12 protein-coding genes are annotated in these 16,185 nt (G+C 71.9%); 7 read left to right on the top strand and 5 right to left on the bottom strand.

The features are described from left to right. The first annotated feature begins 82 nt into the window (after positions 1-82). Together ACWEJX_RS27585 and ACWEJX_RS27590 are read left to right on the top strand one after the other, a co-directional pair. Positions 83-547, top strand: coding sequence for a MarR family winged helix-turn-helix transcriptional regulator (locus tag ACWEJX_RS27585; protein WP_451610111.1), 465 nt, complete (start codon positions 83-85; stop codon positions 545-547). Positions 548-601: 54 nt separating this feature from the next. Then, the gene (locus tag ACWEJX_RS27590) at positions 602-1,516 is read left to right on the top strand and encodes a hypothetical protein (RefSeq protein WP_451610112.1); all 915 of its coding nucleotides are present in this window, start codon (positions 602-604) and stop codon (positions 1,514-1,516) included. Positions 1,517-1,716: 200 nt separating this feature from the next. On the opposite strand, the gene ACWEJX_RS27595 is transcribed toward ACWEJX_RS27590, so the two are convergent. Beyond that, positions 1,717-2,898 carry an LUD domain-containing protein gene (locus ACWEJX_RS27595; RefSeq protein WP_451610113.1) on the bottom strand — a complete coding sequence of 394 codons (1,182 nt, stop codon included), beginning with the start codon at positions 2,896-2,898 and terminating at the stop codon, positions 1,717-1,719. A 155-nt stretch (positions 2,899-3,053) separates the two neighbouring features. Between ACWEJX_RS27595 and ACWEJX_RS27600 the strand changes: the two genes are divergently transcribed. Both ACWEJX_RS27600 and ACWEJX_RS27605 read left to right on the top strand, forming a co-directional pair. Continuing rightward, the gene (locus tag ACWEJX_RS27600; protein WP_451610114.1) at positions 3,054-4,226 is read left to right on the top strand and encodes a permease; all 1,173 of its coding nucleotides are present in this window, start codon (positions 3,054-3,056) and stop codon (positions 4,224-4,226) included. A 137-nt stretch (positions 4,227-4,363) separates the two neighbouring features. Beyond that, the gene (locus ACWEJX_RS27605) at positions 4,364-5,416 is read left to right on the top strand and encodes a hypothetical protein (protein ID WP_451610115.1); all 1,053 of its coding nucleotides are present in this window, start codon (positions 4,364-4,366) and stop codon (positions 5,414-5,416) included. Between the two features lie 88 nt (positions 5,417-5,504). Here ACWEJX_RS27605 and ACWEJX_RS27610 read toward each other — a convergent pair whose 3' ends face one another. The 4 genes from ACWEJX_RS27610 to ACWEJX_RS27625 all read right to left on the bottom strand — a co-directional run bounded on the left by ACWEJX_RS27610 (position 5,505) and on the right by ACWEJX_RS27625 (position 9,705). Then, positions 5,505-6,548 carry a LacI family DNA-binding transcriptional regulator gene (locus tag ACWEJX_RS27610; protein WP_451610116.1) on the bottom strand — a complete coding sequence of 348 codons (1,044 nt, stop codon included), beginning with the start codon at positions 6,546-6,548 and terminating at the stop codon, positions 5,505-5,507. Positions 6,549-6,658: 110 nt separating this feature from the next. Continuing rightward, positions 6,659-7,492 (bottom strand): ATP-binding cassette domain-containing protein, encoded by an 834-nt coding sequence (locus ACWEJX_RS27615; RefSeq protein WP_451610117.1) that lies wholly within the window; start codon positions 7,490-7,492, stop codon positions 6,659-6,661. Beyond that, positions 7,489-8,484 (bottom strand): ABC transporter permease, encoded by a 996-nt coding sequence (locus ACWEJX_RS27620; protein WP_451610118.1) that lies wholly within the window; start codon positions 8,482-8,484, stop codon positions 7,489-7,491. Before ACWEJX_RS27620 ends, ACWEJX_RS27615 begins: the two co-directional genes overlap by 4 nt. A gap of 207 nt (positions 8,485-8,691) precedes the next feature. After that, complete coding sequence (locus ACWEJX_RS27625) at positions 8,692-9,705, bottom strand: substrate-binding domain-containing protein (protein WP_451610119.1); 1,014 nt, start codon at positions 9,703-9,705, stop codon at positions 8,692-8,694. A 180-nt stretch (positions 9,706-9,885) separates the two neighbouring features. On the opposite strand from ACWEJX_RS27625, the gene ACWEJX_RS27630 reads away from it, so the two are divergent. From ACWEJX_RS27630 to ACWEJX_RS27640, 3 genes are all read left to right on the top strand, one after another. Beyond that, positions 9,886-10,857, top strand: coding sequence for a carbohydrate kinase family protein (locus ACWEJX_RS27630; RefSeq protein ID WP_451610120.1), 972 nt, complete (start codon positions 9,886-9,888; stop codon positions 10,855-10,857). A gap of 262 nt (positions 10,858-11,119) precedes the next feature. After that, complete coding sequence (locus ACWEJX_RS27635; protein WP_451610121.1) at positions 11,120-13,678, top strand: GH32 C-terminal domain-containing protein; 2,559 nt, start codon at positions 11,120-11,122, stop codon at positions 13,676-13,678. Positions 13,679-13,940: 262 nt separating this feature from the next. Continuing rightward, positions 13,941-16,085, top strand: a complete 2,145-nt coding sequence (locus ACWEJX_RS27640; protein WP_451610122.1) for a glycoside hydrolase family 9 protein — start codon at positions 13,941-13,943, stop codon at positions 16,083-16,085. Positions 16,086-16,185 lie beyond the last annotated feature (100 nt).

Consider the following 16,185-nt stretch of genomic DNA (forward strand, 5'->3'; position numbering starts at 1 on the left):
CGCTCGATAAAGGCCCTAGCCGATATTTCACTCCATGGGGTATCCTGGGCTTCAGCCACAGCTGGAAGGAGAGCCGGACCCCATGACCGCCACCGACCCCGCGCTCACCGCCCTGGCCAGCGGATGGGGCGCCCTGTCCCTCCTGCACGGCAGGATCGAGAGCCACATCGAGCGCGCGCTGCAGTCCCGGCACGGCCTGAGCGTGCGCGAGTACTCACTGCTCGACGTGCTCAGCCGCCAGCACGACGGCGACGGCGGCCACCTCCAGATGAAGCAGGTCGCCGACGCCGTCGTCCTCAGCCAGAGCGCCACCACCCGCCTGGTCACCCGCCTCGAGGACCGCGGCCTGCTCTCCCGCTACCTGTGCCCCACCGACCGCCGCGGCATCTACACCGACGTCACCCCCGCCGGCCGCCGGCTCCTCGACGAGGCCCGCCCGACGAACGACGCCGCCCTGCGCGAGGCCCTGGACGAGGCGGCGCGGAACCCGGAGCTGGCATCCCTGGTGGAGGCGGTCGAAGCGGTGGACGCTCCGGCGCGAAGCTAGGAGCCAGGACCTGCGGCCGGAGCCCGCGGGACACGGACAAGGGGGGGCGGGATCGTGCTGCTGGACAAGGCCGCAGCAGAGCGGTGTACGGGACGGAGCGTGTGGACCACGCTCACCGGCTGGGGCATGCTGCTCAGCGGTGCCGGAGCGGTCGGATGCGTGCTCTGGGGCGTCGGACCGTACCCGCCGCTCTACACCGAGACGGGGCTGGCCGCGCTGTCGGCTCTCCTCGCCGCCGCCTGGATCACGGCCTCACGACGGGCACAGGGGGCAGCCGTGGCGGCCACCCGGCAGGCGGGCAGGCCGAACGACAACCGCGTGCTCGTGTGGTTCGTCGCCTGGCTGGTGCCGCTGGCCACGCTGGCCTGCGTCGTCCTCGGCTTCATGGTCTCGCCGGAGTACGGACGGGAGTCGGCGCGCCTGTACGCGGCGGGCTACGGCGTGCACTCCGCGACCGTCGTCCGGCTCGCCGGCGACCCGGTCCGCGGCCGCAGCGCCTCCGACGAACCGGTGTACTACCGCACCGACCTCGTCCTGCGGATCCCCTACGACAGCGGCGCGCGCGAGGTGACCGTGCCCGCGATGTACACCCGCTACGAGCCCCCGAAGGCGGGCATGTCGATCGACGTGTACTACGCCCCGGGCGACCCGCGCCCGGACTCCCCCGTCCTGGAGGACGGCCGCCGCCGCGACACGGGCCTCCTCGGCACCCGACTCCTCCTCGCCGTCGCCCTCGTCATCCCGGCCGGGGCGATCCTGACGGGCACACTCAGGTACGAACTCCCCCACACCGTGCGGCGTTTCGCCCCGGCCGTACACCTCCCCGCCCTCGGCATCCTCCTCGGCGGGCTGCTCCTCCTGCTGCCGACGGCCCTCGGCTGGGAGGCGAACGGCCTGGCGCGACCTGCGGCCTTCCTGTCCTGCGTGACGCCGGGTGCGGCGCTGGCGTGGGTGTGGCGCAAGGTCTAGGTGTATCGACCACGAGCGTTGTTGACGCTGCCTGGTCTTGATCATGGCGAAGACCTCCGGTGTGGTGAGGGTGTCCAGGCTTCACCACACACGGAGGTCTTCGTGCCGCACCGTAACGCCCGGCTGACCGTTCACGGCACGCGGCTCCTCAAGAGCGAGTGACCCGCACGCCTCCTGGCGCTTCGGAATCCGATGGCGCTTCAGAATCCGATGGCCTCGCGCAGGAGCAGGACCGTGCCGCGCCCGGGCACCGGGTCGGCGTTGAGGACGAGCAGACGGTTGACCGCGCTCGGCTGCCCGTAGACGGCCTGGGCGCGTGCGCTCTCCAGTACGAGGGCGTGCTCCTCGACCCGGCGCAGTGCCGTGGCCAGGTCCGGCACGACCTTCTGTGCGCCGACCACCCAGATCGCCTTCGCGGCGCCCCCGGCGGAGGCGGGCAGTTGGCTGCCGCTGCCCGAGGCGATGACGAGCGAGCCGGTCTCGGTGACGGCCGCGACGCTGGCGACGAAGACGTCGGGGGTGGCCGTCAACCGGCGGATCCGGTCGGACTCGGTGGCGCGGTCCATCTTCAGCACGCGCGGCCGGATGGCCTCGTAGCGCTCGCCCTCCTCGATGTCCTGCGCGATGCCGGAGAGCCGAAGCGTCTCGCTCGCCCCGGTGAACACGCCCGCCCCCTCCGGTATCAGGTCCTTGATCCGGGCTCGGGCCGCCGCGGCGTCCTCGAGCAGCTCGGCGGTGAAGCCGTTCGCCCGCAGCGCCGCGGCCGCCCGGTCCAGGCGCTCGTCGGACGCCGGTACACCGAAGTCGCCGGCCGCTTCGGCCGCCCTGGCTCCCGCAGCCGTCTCAGCTGCCGCCGTCCCGCTCGGCCCGGTAGCCCCGGCCGCCCCGGTCACGGCCGCCGTTCCGGCCGCCTCGGTCGGCCCGGGGCCGTGTGCCTGGGCGTCGGGGCCGGGCGCCGAACCCGTCAGCGGTGTGGTGTCGACGTACCTGACCTCGTACACCCGCTCGGCGAACCTCCATCCCTCCGGAGTGCGCCGGTAGGTGTCGTGGTAGACGGCGAAGTTCATGCCCGACCGGCCGTCGAGCAGGCGCGCGACCTCCTGCATGTAGGTGCGGCCGGTGGCGGTGTCGCCGTCGATCCGGAGCGTGCCCGGGTGGCTGTTCTGCACGAAGAAGTCCCACTGGCTCTGCAGGCGTTCTCCCCCGGTCCGGATCTCCTCCCGGCCGACGAACTCGACCGGTACGTTGGGCATGCGCAGCACGGCATCAGAGGTGAACAGCGCGGCGAGGCGGGAACGGTCGCGCGTCATCACCGCGTCGGTGAACTCCGCGCGCAGCGCCTCGATCTCGACCCGGTCCGCGATCTCCTGAAAGTCGTTCATATGCGGCGTCCTCATGTGAGTGGTGGTGTTGCCTTCACCAGTCCGACGACGCGGCCCCGCCGAATGTGAGGCCGGCGGGCCTCGGACCCGCCGGGACCTCGCCTGCCGCGCGTGTCAGCGCTCACACGGGCGCCGCGCCGTGAAGACTCTCCGGCATGGATGCCGTACTGCACGCGTTGTCGCTCACGGGCGCGATGACGTGGGAGATCACTTGGGCCCTGATTCTGGGTTTCGCCCTGTCCGCGGTCGTCCAGGCGGTGGTGCACAAGTCCACCGTCGCGTCGCTGCTGGGCGACGACCGCCCCCGGACACTCGCCGTGGCGGCCGGACTCGGCGCCGCTTCCTCCTCCTGCTCCTACGCCGCCGTCGCGCTGGCCCGTTCCCTGTTCCGCAAGGGGGCGCATTTCACGGCGGCGATGGCCTTCGAGATCGCGTCCACCAACCTGGTCGTCGAACTGGGCATCCTGCTGGCTCTGCTGATGGGGTGGCAGTTCACGGCGGCGGAGTTCGTCGGCGGCCCCGTCATGATCGTCGCGCTGGCGGTGCTCTTCCGCAGGTTCCTGCCGGACCGGCTGCTGCGCGAGGCCAGGGAGCAGGCCGACCGCGGCCTGAGCGGGTCGATGGAGGGTCACGCCGCGATGGACATGTCCGTCGAGGGGAACGACCCCTTCCTGCGCCGGCTCCTGTCGTCCCGCGGATTCACGGCCACCAGCCATGTGTTCGTCATGGAGTGGGCCGCGATCCTGCGCGATCTCGTGGTCGGCCTGCTCATCGCCGGTGCCGTCGCCGCGTGGGTGCCGGAGACCTTCTGGCAGACGTTCTTCTTCGAGGGCCACCCGCTCGCCGCCAAACTGTGGGGCCCGCTCATCGGCCCCCTGGTCGCGGTCGTGTCGTTCGTCTGCTCGATCGGCAACGTACCGCTGGCCGTCGTGCTCTGGCAGGGCGGCATCAGCTTCGGCGGCGTGGTCTCCTTCATCTTCGCCGACCTGCTGATCCTGCCGATCCTGAACATCTACCGGAAGTACTACGGGCGACGGATGGCCGTGTTCCTGTTCGGCACCTTCTACGTCGCCGTCGTCATCGCCGGATACGTCGTGGAGTTCGCCTTCGGCGCCCTCGGCCTCGTACCCGATCAGGCGGACGCGAAGGTTCCGATGGAGGGCGTCAGGTGGAACTACACCACCTGGCTCAACATCGTCTTCCTGGCCATCGCGGTCGCTCTGCTCGTCCGGTTCTTCCGCACCGGCGGGCGGAGGATGCTCCGCATGATGGGCTCGGCCCCGGACGCCCCGGACGCCCCGGACGCCCCGGGCCACGGCTCGCACTGAGTCACGCCGCCGCGCCGCCTCGGCCTCGCGAGTTCGCCGGGGGCAACTCCCCCCTGTGACACACGTCACACACGATTCCTGTCAGGGATCGGGGCGCTGCTCCGCTCAGCGGTTCTGAGCGATCCGAAGGAGAAGGCATGTCCACTCAGGCCGCACCCGCAGGTCCCGCGTCGCCCTCACCCTGGCCGACCGTGGCGAGGGCGGTCGCCCTGCTCACGGCGATCATCAGTGTGCTCCTCACCGCCTTCGCCTGGCCGTCGGTACGCTCATCGGTGCACGCCGTGCCGGTCGCCGTCGCCGGGCCCGCCCCCGCCGTCCGGCAGCTCACCGCCGCGCTCGACCGCAGACTTCCCGACGGCTTCGAGGTCACCGAGGTCGCCGACGCCGGCGCCGCCGAGCAGCTGATCCGCGACCGCAAGGTGTACGGGGCGATCGACCTCGGCTCCGGCGCCCCGCAGGTCATCACCGCGTCCGCCGGAAGCCCCGCCGTCGCCCAGGCCCTCAGCAGCATCGCGGCCGGCCTCGGCCGGCCGGACGGAGCCGGCGACGCGGTCGCCGTCCGCGACCTCGTCCCGCTGCCGGCCGGCGACCCGCGCGGCGCCGGACTGGCCGCCGGGGCCCTGCCCCTGGTCATGGGCGGCCTGCTCGCCGCCCTGCTCCTGCGCAGGCTCGTCCACGGCAGCGGCCGGCGCGTCACCGGAGCATGCGCGTTCGCGGTCACCGGCGGGCTTGCCGTGGCGGCGATCCTGCAGTTCTGGCTCGGATCGCTCGACGGCTCCTACTGGGCCAACAGCGGCGCCGTCGCCCTGACCATCGGCGCCACCTCCCTGACCATCCTCGGACTGGCGTCACTGCTCGGGTACGCCGGCTTCGGACTCGGCGCCGCCACGATGATCCTCATAGGCAACCCCCTGTCGGGCACCGCCACCGCCCCCGAGATGCTGCCCGGCCGGTCCGGCGCTCTCGGCCAACTGCTACCGCCCGGCGCCGGTGGCCGCCTGCTGCGCTCCACCGCCTTCTTCGACGGTCACGGCGCCACCCACTCCGCGATCGTCCTGGCGGCCTGGCTCGCGCTCGGTCTGGTGCTGTGCGCGGCGGGCGCCCTGCGTACCCGCCGTGGCGCCACTGTCGCGGACACAGCCGCTTCGCCGACCCCCCACGCGGCGGTCCGAGCGGAGCCGCCTGCGTGACCGGCTCATCGCTACGGCATCCGCGTGCGGAGTGCCGCGGTGGACCGAGTGACGCGGGCGCCGGGCTCCCGCGTTCCGGCCGGACCGCTCAGCTCCCGGCCGGCGCCCGCTCGGCGGGGTGCGGGAGCAGTTCGCTGGAGCCGCGGACCACCAGGCGGGTGGGGACCATGATGGTCCGGGCGCGGGTGCGGTCGCCGTCCAGACGGGCGAGGGCGGTCCTGGCCGCCGCCTCACCGATGGCCGCCGGGTCCTGGGCCACGACGGTCAGGGCCGGTTCGAGGACGTCGGCGAGCGGGAGGTCGTCGAAGGTGACCAGGGCGACGTCCTTGCGCCCCGCGCGGGTGAGCTGGGCGATGACCCCGAGGGCCATGATGTTGTTCGCCGCGAACAGGGCGGTGGGAGGCTGCGGCAGGTCGAGGAGGGCGGTGGTCTCGGCGGCGGCCGCGTCCTGGCTGTGGGCGCCGGTCACCAGGGTGCGGTCGTAGGGCAGGCCGGCCTCGGCGAGCGCCGAGCGGTAGCCGGCGAGCCGCTCGCGCCGGGTGTAGAGCTTGGCCGGGAGGTCACCGATGAAGCCGATGCGGCGGTGGCCGCGGGCGATGAGGTGGGAGACGCCCTCGTGGACACCGGCCTGGTTGGAGCTGACGACGCAGTCGGCGGACAGTCCCACCCCCGGCCGGTCGAGGAACACCACCGGCAGACCGGCCGCGCGCGGTGCCTTGAGGTGGCTGTGATCGGCTCCGAACGCGGGGACGACCATGAGCATGCTGACGCGCCGGGCGAGGAAGGTCTGGATCAACGCCCGCTCCCGGTCCGGGTCTTCCGCCGACGAGCCCATGAGCAGGGTGAGCCCTCGGCTGCGCACGAGGTCCTCGACGCCGCCGGCGACGGTGCCGAAGAAGGGGTTGCCGAGGTCGGGCACGACCAGGCCGACGGTGGTGTCCGGGCCTCCGACCCGGATGTTGCGGGCCATCAGGTTCGGCTGGAAGCCGAGCTTCGCGACCGCGGCGAGCACCCGCTCGCGGGTCTCCGGGGAGCTCGGCCCGTCCTCGTTGAGCACCCGGGACACCGTCTTGGCGCTGACGCCCACTTCCCTGGCGACATCGGCCAGTGTGGGGCGACGGTTCGCGGCCATGTACCACCGTTCCTGTGCGTTCGTCGGGCCCGGCCCCTTCCCGGGGCCGGGCCCGCTGTCCTGGCTGTGCGGCGACCCTGTGGTCTGCGCGGCGTTGCCCCTGCGGCGACTCAGTGGGCGGACACGCCTGCCGCCTGGGCGGCATCCGCGTCGGCAACGACGGTACCTCCATCGTCGCTCACCCTGAGCGCCCCGGTCATGATGGCGACGACCTCCGCCATGGAATGGTCGGACGGCTTGATCAGCGCCGCGCGACGACCGAGCCGGTGGATATGGATGCGGTCGGCGATCTCGAAGACATGCGGCATGTTGTGGCTGATCAGGACCACGGGCATGCCCTTGTCACGTACCCGGCGGATCAGTTCGAGGACCTGCCCCGACTCCTTGACGCCGAGGGCGGCGGTGGGCTCGTCCATGACGACGACGCTCTTGGCCCAGGCGACGGACCGCGCGACCGCCACGGCCTGGCGCTGACCGCCGGAGAGGGTCTCCACCGGCTGCGTCAGCGACCGCAGTCCGATCTTGAGGTCGGCCATGTGGGCCGCCGCCTCCCGGCGCATGCGCTTCTTGTCGAGCATGCGCAGCGCGCTCCCGAGGAAGCCCGGCCGGCGCAGCTCGCGCCCGAGGAACATGTTGGAGGCGATGTCCATGGACGCGGCGACGGCCAGGTCCTGGTAGACGGTTTCGATGCCGTGCTGCCGGGCGCTCTGCGGCCCGGTGAATTTGATGGGCTCGCCGTTCAGCCGGATCTCGCCCTCGTCGGGGGTGAGCGCACCGGTGAGGGCCTTGATCAGGCTCGTCTTGCCGGCGCCGTTGTCGCCGATGACGGCGAGGACCTCGCCGGGGAGCAGGTCGAAGTCGGCGCCGTCGATGGCGGTGACATGGCCGTATCGCTTGACCAGGCCACGGGCCTGGAGCACGGGAGTGACATCGGCGGTGCTCATCGTGCCTTCCTCCGGGAGATCTGGTCGACGGTCACGGCGAGGATCACCAGGACGCCGGTGATCAGGGTCTGGTAGATGGAGGCGACGCCCATCAGCTGGAGGCCGTTGCGGAACACACCGACGATGAGGACGCCGATGAAGGTGCCGAGGACGGAGCCGCGCCCGCCGAAGAGGCTGGTGCCGCCGAGGACGACGGCGGTGATGCTGTCCAGGTTGTCGGTCTGGCCGGCCTGCGGGTCGCCGACGCCGGTGCGGGAGATCAGGAGCAGCGCCGCGATTCCGTAGACGACTCCGGCGAGGGTGTAGAGGCCGATGGTCAGCCGGGAGGTGCGGATGCCGTTGAGGCGGGCCGCCTCGGGGCTGTTGCCGAGCGCGTAGACGTGCCGGCCCCAGGACGTTCCGCTCAGCGCGTAGGCGAAGAGCAGGAACAGGGCGATCGTCACGAGCGAGCCGTAGGTGATGTCGGTGTTGCCCAGGGGGAAGGTCTCGCCGAGGGCGGTCAGCGGCGCCGGGAGGTCGGTGATCGTCTGCTCGGCCGAGTAGATGTGGGTCAGGGCGAACGCCACGTTCAGCATGCCGAGGGTGACGATGAACGGCGGGAGCGGGATCAGCTGCACCAGCAGGCCGTTGACCAGGCCGAAGGCCGCACTGACGGCCAGGCCGAGAGCGATCGAGACGAGTGGTGACAGACCGCCCTCGGCAGCCGTCTTGGCGATGACGATGCTGCCGAACGCCATGACGGCGCCGCACGAGAGGTCGATACCGGCGGTGAGGATGATCAGGGTCTGACCGATGGCCAGCGTGCCCACGACCATGACCTGCTGGACGATCAGCGAGAAGTTGCCGCCGGAGAGGAACTGCTCGGTCGTCAGGGAGAAGAAGACGCAGGCCAGCAGCAGCGCGACGAAAGGTCCGGTGGTCGGTGTGGCGAGCAGCCTGCGGACCGTGGATGGTCCTTGTCGCTGGTCGTAGGGCAGGGTTGTGGCAGTCATGGCGGTCCTTGCCGGTGTCGATGGTCGGCGGTGGTGGCGGGGGTCGGCGGGGGTGGTGGCCGGCCGGGGGGGGTGGCGGTCGGCGGGGGTGGCAGCGGTCGGCCGGCGGTGGTGGCGGTCGGCCGGTCGCTGTTCGTCAGGGGTACGGGCCGAAGGGCTGGGTGTCGCGGAAGGCGTCCGGTGCCGCCGCGCGCTCCGGCGCGGGGCTCAGCCCCAGCACTTCTCCAGGCCGTACGCGGTGTCCTTGGCGTCGACACCCGGCTTGGCCGCGTCGGTGATGAGCGTGACGCCGGTGTCGGTGTAGCCGGAGGCCTTCTTGCCGCCCTTGGCGAAGTCGGCGACCGCCTTGACGCCCTGGGAGGCCATCTGGAGCGGGTACTGCTGCGAGGTCGCCGCGATCTTGCCCGCCGCGACGGCCTTCGTACCGGTGCAACCGCCGTCGACGGAGACGACCAGCACCTTCTTCTCCAGGCCCTTCGCCTTGAGCGCGGTGTACGCGCCCAGCGCGGCCGGCTCGTTGATGGTGTAGACGACGTTGATGTCCGGGGCCTTCTGGAGGCAGTTCTCCATCGCGGTCTGGCCCTTGGCCTGGTCGCCGCCGGTGTCCTGCCGGCACACGACCGACGGGTCGCCCTCCGCGACGCCGAAGCCCTTGAGGAAGCCCTGGTGGCGCTGCACACCCACCGCGACGCCGGGCGCGAGGTCCAGGGTGGCGATCTTCGCCTCCTTGCCGGCCATGGCGGCCTTGGCGTACCGGCCGATGAGTTCGCCCGCCTTGACGTTGTCCGTGGCGAAGAGGGCGTCGGTGGCGTCCTGCGGCTCGGTCGGACTGTCGAGTGCGATGACCAGGACGCCCTTGGCACGTGCCTTCTCCAGGGCGGGGACGATCGCCTTGGAGTCGTTGGGCGTGATGAGGATGCCCTTCACGCCGGAGTTGACCATGTTCTCGATGGCCGTGACCTGGCCCGCGTTGTCGCCGTCGAACTTGCCGGCCGCGCTGACGAGTTCGACGCCGTTGGCCTTCGCGGCCTGCTCGGCGCCCTCCTTCATCTTCACGAAGAACGGGTTCGTGTCGGTCTTGGTGATGAGCCCGACCTTGGTCCCGCCGCCCCCGGGTCCTCCCTGCGCACCGGAGCCGCAGGCCGTCAGGGTCAGCGCCGAGGCGGCGGCGAGAGCGGTGAGCCCGATGGAGGCGCGGAGGGCGGGGTTTCTGCGAGGCATGACTGGTCTCCTGCTGCTGGACGAGGGCGGGGAAGGCGATGTCAGCGTTGACACATGTCATCGTTGACACCGCTTGCGGAGGATGATGAACTCCGTCACCCGGAAACGTCAATGCCTTGGCGCCGTCACAAATCCGCAACGCCGTCCGCATCGCCTCAGCCCGTCTGGAGAGAACGAGTCATGCGCCTGCCCCTGGTCACCGTCCTCGGAGAATGCGTCGCGGACGCCTTCACCGTCCCCGCACCCGCGCCGGGCGAGCTCGCCCTGCGGGTCCTGCCGGGCGGCGGCCCGGCGAACACCGCAGTGGCCCTCGCCCGGTTGGGCACGCCCGCCCGCTTCCTGGGGCGGTTGTCCGACGACGTCTTCGGCCGCCTGTTCCGCGCCCACCTGGAGGCCTCGGGCGTCGATCTCACGGCCGCCGTCCGCGCAGCCGAGCCCAGCACGCTGGCCGTCGCTGAACTCGACACCCAGGGCCGGGCGGTGTACTCCTTCCACGCCCAGGGCACGGCGGACTGGCAGTGGACGGCGGAGGAACTCGCCGCGACGGACCTCGCCGCGACGGCCTGCCTGCACTCGGGCTCCCTGGCCCTGGTTCGCGAGCCAGGCGGCACGGTCGTGGAGGAGTTCCTCGCCCGCGCCTCCGCCACGGCCACGATCTCCGTCGACCCCAACGTGCGGCCGCTGCTCGTGGGACCGGACGTCTACCGCGAACGCCTGCCGCGCTGGTGCGCGCTCGCGGACATCCTCCGGCTGAGCGAGGAGGACCTGGAACTGCTGCTGCCCGACTGCACGATCGAGCGAGCCTGCGACACCTGGCACGCGGCGGGCGCCCCGCTGGTCGTGATCACCCGCGGGGAGCGCGGCGCGGTCGCCTCGCTGAACGGGGACCGGGTCGTCGTACCCGCGCCCCCGACCGACGTGGTCGACACCGTCGGCGCCGGCGACTCCTTCACCGCCGGGTTCCTGCACCATCTCGGCGTCAAGGGCCTCCTCGGCGGGCGCCTGACGGATCTGCGGGTCGACGACGTCTTCGACGCCTGTGCCTTCGCCTCCCGGGTCGCGGCGCTGACCTGCGGCGTCGTCGGCCCGAATCCGCCGTGGGCCGGCCAGTTGCGGCTGCCGGAACCCGCGTTCGGGCGCACCGCCGGCTGAACGGGCGGCTGGGCAGGTGGCCCGAACGGACTCGGTCCAAGCCATTGACGCGCCACCCGGAGCCCGCACATCATCACTCCCCAGCGGGTGTCATCGCTGTCATATGTCATCGATGACATCTCGTTTCCCGGTGCCGCCACCCTCACCCGGCACTGCGCATCAGCCCGCACTGCGAATCACCCGGCACCGCGAATCACCTGGCGTCGTACCCCCTCAGCGGACGCGGACACGGCGCCGCCGCGCCCACCATGCAGGAGAAACCATGAGCCGAGCCCTTGCCCGCCGTCGTGGCCCATTGCGCCTCGTCGCCGCCGCGGCCGCGATCTGCGCGCTCACCGTCACCTCCGTCGCCCCGCAGGCGGCGGCGGAGGCCGGCCGGCCGTACGCGGAGACGTACCGTCCCCAGTTCCACTTCAGCCCCGCGCGGAACTGGATGAACGACCCCAACGGACTGGTGTGGTTCAAGGGGGAGTACCACCTCTTCTACCAGTACAACCCGAGCGGGAACACCTGGGGGAACATGTCCTGGGGCCACGCCGTCAGCAAGGACCTCGTGCACTGGCAGGAACTCCCCCTCGCGATCCCGCACGACGACGAGGAGATGGTCTTCTCCGGCAGTGCCGTGGTCGACCGCGACAACACCACCGGATTCGGGACCAGGGACGACCCCGCGATGGTGGCCGTCTACACCAGCCACTTCAAGGACGGCGGCAGGCAGGCCCAGTCCCTGGCGTACAGCACCGACCGCGGCCGCACCTGGACCAAGTACGCCGGGAACCCCGTGCTCGACATCGGGTCGAAGGATTTCCGCGACCCGAAGGTGCAGTGGTACGCACCCACGCGGAGCTGGCTGATGACGGTGTCGCTGTCCGCCGAGCACAAGGTCCGGTTCTACTCCTCCAAGGACCTCAAGAGCTGGACGCAGCTGAGCGAGTTCGGTCCGCGGAACGCGGTGGGCGGCGTCTGGGAGTGCCCGGACCTGTTCCCGCTGCCCGTCGACGGCGACCCCAGGCGCGTCAAGTGGGTGCTCGTCGTCAACATCAATCCTGGTGGGATCGCCGGTGGTTCGGCCGCCCAGTACTTCGTGGGCGACTTCGACGGCAAGCGTTTCACGGCCGACGACGACGGCTCCTACACTCCTCCGCCCGGAGTGGTGGCGCAGGACTTCGAAGGGGCCGACTACGGCACGTGGCGGACGACCGGCACGGCCTTCGGTGACGGACCGGTCCCCGCCCCGGCGCCCGGGACGTCGGGCACGAGCGGGGTCGAGGGTAAGGGGTTCGTCGACAGTTTCCACGGCGGCGACGTCGAGACCGGCACCCTCACCTCACCGCCCTTCACCGTCGACAGCGCCTACCTCAACTTCAAGGTGGCCGGTGGCCGTCACCCGCACGTCCCTGGTTCGGTGACGGGAGAGTCCCCGGCGCCTCCCGGACAGGTCCTCGCCGACTTCGAGCAGGGCGGCTACGGCTCCTGGACCGCCACGGGCACGGCCTTCGGCGACGGCCCCGCACCCGGCACGCTCCCCGGGCAGAACCCGGTCACCGGCCAGGACGGCGACGGCCTGGTGAACAGCTTCCGCGGCGGCGACGCGACCACGGGCACCCTGACCTCGCCCGAGTTCGCCCTCACCGCGAAGCACATCAACTTCCTCATCGGCGGCGGGCACCACCCCTCGGGCACCGACACCCCGACCGCCGTCCGGCTCGTCGTCGACGGCAGGATCGTACGCAGCGCCACCGGGTCCGACTCCGAAGAGCTCAACTGGGCCTCCTGGGACGTCGGCGACCTCGTGGGCAGGACCGCGCACATCGAGGTCGTCGACCGGAACACCGGCGGCTGGGGCCACATCCTGCTCGACCAGGTCATGCTGTCCGACACTCCGGCGCGTCCCCGTTCGACCGAGACGGCGGTCAACCTCCTCGTCGACGGCGAGGTCGTCCGGAGCGAGACCGGCACGGACAGCGGCGCCCTGGACTGGGCGTCCTTCGACCTGCGCGCCTACCGGGGCAAGCAGGCCACCATCCAGATCGTCGACATGAACAGGGCCGGCTGGGGCCACATCCTGGCCGACCGGTTCGTCGCGGCCGACCGGCCGGCGATCCCCGCCGTCCGAAGGGCCTCCTGGGTCGACCACGGCAAGGACTACTACGCGGCGGTCTCCTGGGAGAACGCCCCGGACGGCAAGCGCCGCATGATCGGCTGGATGAACAACTGGCAGTACGGCAACGACATTCCGACCTCCCCCTGGCGCAGCGCGCAGAGCATTCCGCGCGAGACGGCGCTGCGCACCGTGAACGGCCGGCTCCGGCTCACGCAGCAGCCGGTGTCCACGGTGGAGTCGCTGTACACCGGGACCGAGATCGGCGTGCGCGACGTGAAGATCGCGGAGGGTTCGGCGCCCCTGGCAGGGGGCCGCGCCGACGGCAGGGCGCTCGACATCCGGGCCACGTTCTCCCCCGGTGACGCCAGGCGGTTCGGGCTCACCGTCCGCACGGGCGAGGGGCAGGAGACGGTCATCGGCTACGACACCGGGACCGAAGAGCTGTACGTCGACCGGACACGGTCGGGCGCGGTGGACTTCCACGACGACTTCCCCGGCGTCCAGCGCGCACCACTGACCGCCCGGAACGGCAAGGTCGAGCTCCGCATCCTGGTCGACTGGTCGTCCGTCGAGGTGTTCGGCGGTGCCGGCGAGACCGTGATCACGGACCAGATCTTCCCGAGCCCGGACAGCGACGGGATCCGGCTCTTCGCCGAGGGCGGCTCCGCCCGCCTGGACAGCGCCGAGGTCCGGCAGGTGCGGTCGTACCGCGACTGACCACCCACGGAGGTCCACTCACGGCGCGGAGCCCGACCATGCCCGGCCCCGGGCGGCCTCTCGCCCGGGGCCGGGCCCAGGCCACCGCGCCGATCCCGTTGACGGTGTGGACGGGTCTCACTAATGTGCGCTGAGATCTCCGACCCTTTGACCGGTGTTCGACATCTCTCGCTTGGGAGCGCTCCCACCTCCAGGATCCCAGGAACCGGACAGACGACGAGAGATCCTGCTGTCACCCCCCGACCACGTACAGGAGCCGCACATGCCACCCGCTCGGTCGTTACGTCTCTCCACCGCGCTGCTGACGGGCGCCCTCCTCCTGGGCGGTCTCGCGTCCGCACCGGCCGCCGCGGACGTCCCCGCCGCCACTGCGGCGACCACGGCCGTGCGCGTCAACCAGGTCGGCTACCTGCCCGACGGGCCCAAGCGCGCCACCGTCGTCACCACGGCGACGCAGGCGCTCTCCTGGCAGCTGCGGAACGCGTCCGGTGCCCTGGTCGCCTCCGGATCGACCGTCCCGCACGGCGCGGACGCCCCCTCCGGGCAGTCCGTCCAGGTGGCCGACTTCTCCTCGTACCGGAGCACGGGCTCGGGTTACGTCCTGTCCGTGGACGGCGAGAGCAGCGCGCCCTTCGACATCCGCGCGGACCTCTACGACACCTTGCGTTCCGACTCGATGGCGTTCTTCCACCACCAGCGCAGCGGCATCGCGATCGACGCCTCCCTGGTGGGTTCCGCCTACGCACGTCCGGCCGGGCACCTCGGCGTCGCGCCCAACCAGGGCGACACGTCCGTCCCGTGCCAGGCCACCGTGTGCGACTACACCCAGGACGTCAGGGGTGGCTGGTACGACGCGGGCGACCACGGCAAGTACGTGGTCAACGGCGGCATCTCCACCTGGCTGCTCGTCAGCTCCTTCGAACGGGCCAAGCGGGCCGGCGGCGACGCCGCGCTGGGCGACTCGACCCTGCGCGTCCCCGAACGCGGCAACGGGATACCCGACGTCCTCGACGAGGCGCGGTGGGAGCTCGACTTCCTGATGCGCATGCAGGTGCCCGAAGGGAGGCCGTACGCGGGCATGGCCTTCCACAAGGTCCACGACGCGGCCTGGACCGGCATGCCGCTGCGTCCCGACCAGGACGCGCAGCCCCGCGAGCTGCACCGGCCGTCCACGGCGGCGACGCTCAACCTCGCGGCGGCCGCCGCGCAGTGCGCCCGGGTCTTCCGCCCGTACGACGCGGGGTACGCCGACCGGTGCCTGTCGGCCGCCCGCCGGGCCTGGTCGGCGGCGCAGGCCAACCCCGCCCTGTACGCGCCGGCCTCGGACAGCACCGGCGGCGGAGCCTACGACGACACGCGGGTCACCGACGAGTTCTACTGGGCGGCCGCCGAGCTGTACGCGACGACCGGCGAGAGCGCCTACCGGGACGCGGTCACCTCCTCGCCCTGGCACACCTCGGCCGATGCGTTCAGCCCGTACGGCTTCGGCTGGGCGGACACGGCGGCGCTCGGCCGGCTCGTCCTGGCCACCGTCCCCAACGGCCTGCCCGCGTCCGACCTGGCCCGGATCAGGGCCTCGGTGACGGCAGCCGCCGACGGCTATCTGTCCAGGATGGCCGCCCAGGGGTACGCGGTGCCCGTCCCGGCGGACGGATACTTCTGGGGCTCGAACGGCGAGGTCGCCAACGACGCGATCGTCATGGCCGTCGCCGGCGAGCTGACGGGCGACGGGCGCTACCGCGCCGGCGCGCTGGAGACCATGGACTACCTGCTCGGCCGCAACGCGCTCGGGGTGTCGTACGTGACCGGCCACGGCGAGAGGTTCTCGCAGAACCAGCACCACCGCTTCTGGGCCCATCAGCTGGACGCCTCCCTGCCCCACCCGCCGGCCGGGTCGCTCGCGGGCGGTCCCGACAGCGCGCTCCAGGACCCGGTCGCGCAGGAGAAGCTGACCGGCTGCGCACCCGCCGCCTGCTACATCGACGACATCGGCTCGTACTCGACCAACGAGGTGGCGGTCAACTGGAACGCCCCGCTGGCCTGGCTCGCCGCGTACGCCGCCGAGCGGACCTCCGCCGGCGAACCGCCCACCGCCGCCTGCGCGGTGACGTACACGGTGAACAGCTTCTGGAACACCGGCTTCACCGCGACCGTCACCGTCAAGAACACCGGCCCGACGGCCGTGGACGGCTGGCAGCTGGCCTGGGCCTACCCGGGCGGCCAGCGCGTCACGAGCGCCTGGAACGCCACCGTCACCCAGAACGGCACGGCCGTCAGCGCCCGCGACGCCGGCTGGAACCGGGGGATCGCCCCCGGTGCGACCGCGACCTTCGGAGTGCAGGGCACCCACACGGGCGCGAATCCCTCCCCCACGGCCTTCACGCTCAACGGAAGCGCCTGCGCCTGATCCTCGGCCGGGCGGGGGCCGGGGGGCAAGGGCGGGCCGGCCCCGCCCGGGCCCCCCCCCCCACCACGCAGACCCCCGAGAAGAACCCCAAAGCAACGAA

The sequence above is a fragment of the Streptomyces sp. NPDC004788 genome (genome assembly GCF_053601115.1).

What these genes read in the sequence shown, in the direction of transcription:
- ACWEJX_RS27630 (WP_451610120.1), top strand. Translation starts at nt 9,886, where the DNA reads ATGCGCCTGCCCCTGGTCACCGTCCTCGGAGAATGCGTCGCGGACGCC.
- ACWEJX_RS27595 (WP_451610113.1), bottom strand. Translation starts at nt 2,898, where the DNA reads ATGAACGACTTTCAGGAGATCGCGGACCGGGTCGAGATCGAGGCGCTG.
- ACWEJX_RS27635 (WP_451610121.1), top strand. Translation starts at nt 11,120, where the DNA reads ATGAGCCGAGCCCTTGCCCGCCGTCGTGGCCCATTGCGCCTCGTCGCC.
- ACWEJX_RS27585 (WP_451610111.1), top strand. Translation starts at nt 83, where the DNA reads ATGACCGCCACCGACCCCGCGCTCACCGCCCTGGCCAGCGGATGGGGC.
- ACWEJX_RS27640 (WP_451610122.1), top strand. Translation starts at nt 13,941, where the DNA reads ATGCCACCCGCTCGGTCGTTACGTCTCTCCACCGCGCTGCTGACGGGC.
- ACWEJX_RS27605 (WP_451610115.1), top strand. Translation starts at nt 4,364, where the DNA reads ATGTCCACTCAGGCCGCACCCGCAGGTCCCGCGTCGCCCTCACCCTGG.
- ACWEJX_RS27625 (WP_451610119.1), bottom strand. Translation starts at nt 9,705, where the DNA reads ATGCCTCGCAGAAACCCCGCCCTCCGCGCCTCCATCGGGCTCACCGCT.
- ACWEJX_RS27610 (WP_451610116.1), bottom strand. Translation starts at nt 6,548, where the DNA reads ATGGCCGCGAACCGTCGCCCCACACTGGCCGATGTCGCCAGGGAAGTG.
- ACWEJX_RS27615 (WP_451610117.1), bottom strand. Translation starts at nt 7,492, where the DNA reads ATGAGCACCGCCGATGTCACTCCCGTGCTCCAGGCCCGTGGCCTGGTC.
- ACWEJX_RS27600 (WP_451610114.1), top strand. Translation starts at nt 3,054, where the DNA reads ATGGATGCCGTACTGCACGCGTTGTCGCTCACGGGCGCGATGACGTGG.
- ACWEJX_RS27620 (WP_451610118.1), bottom strand. Translation starts at nt 8,484, where the DNA reads ATGACTGCCACAACCCTGCCCTACGACCAGCGACAAGGACCATCCACG.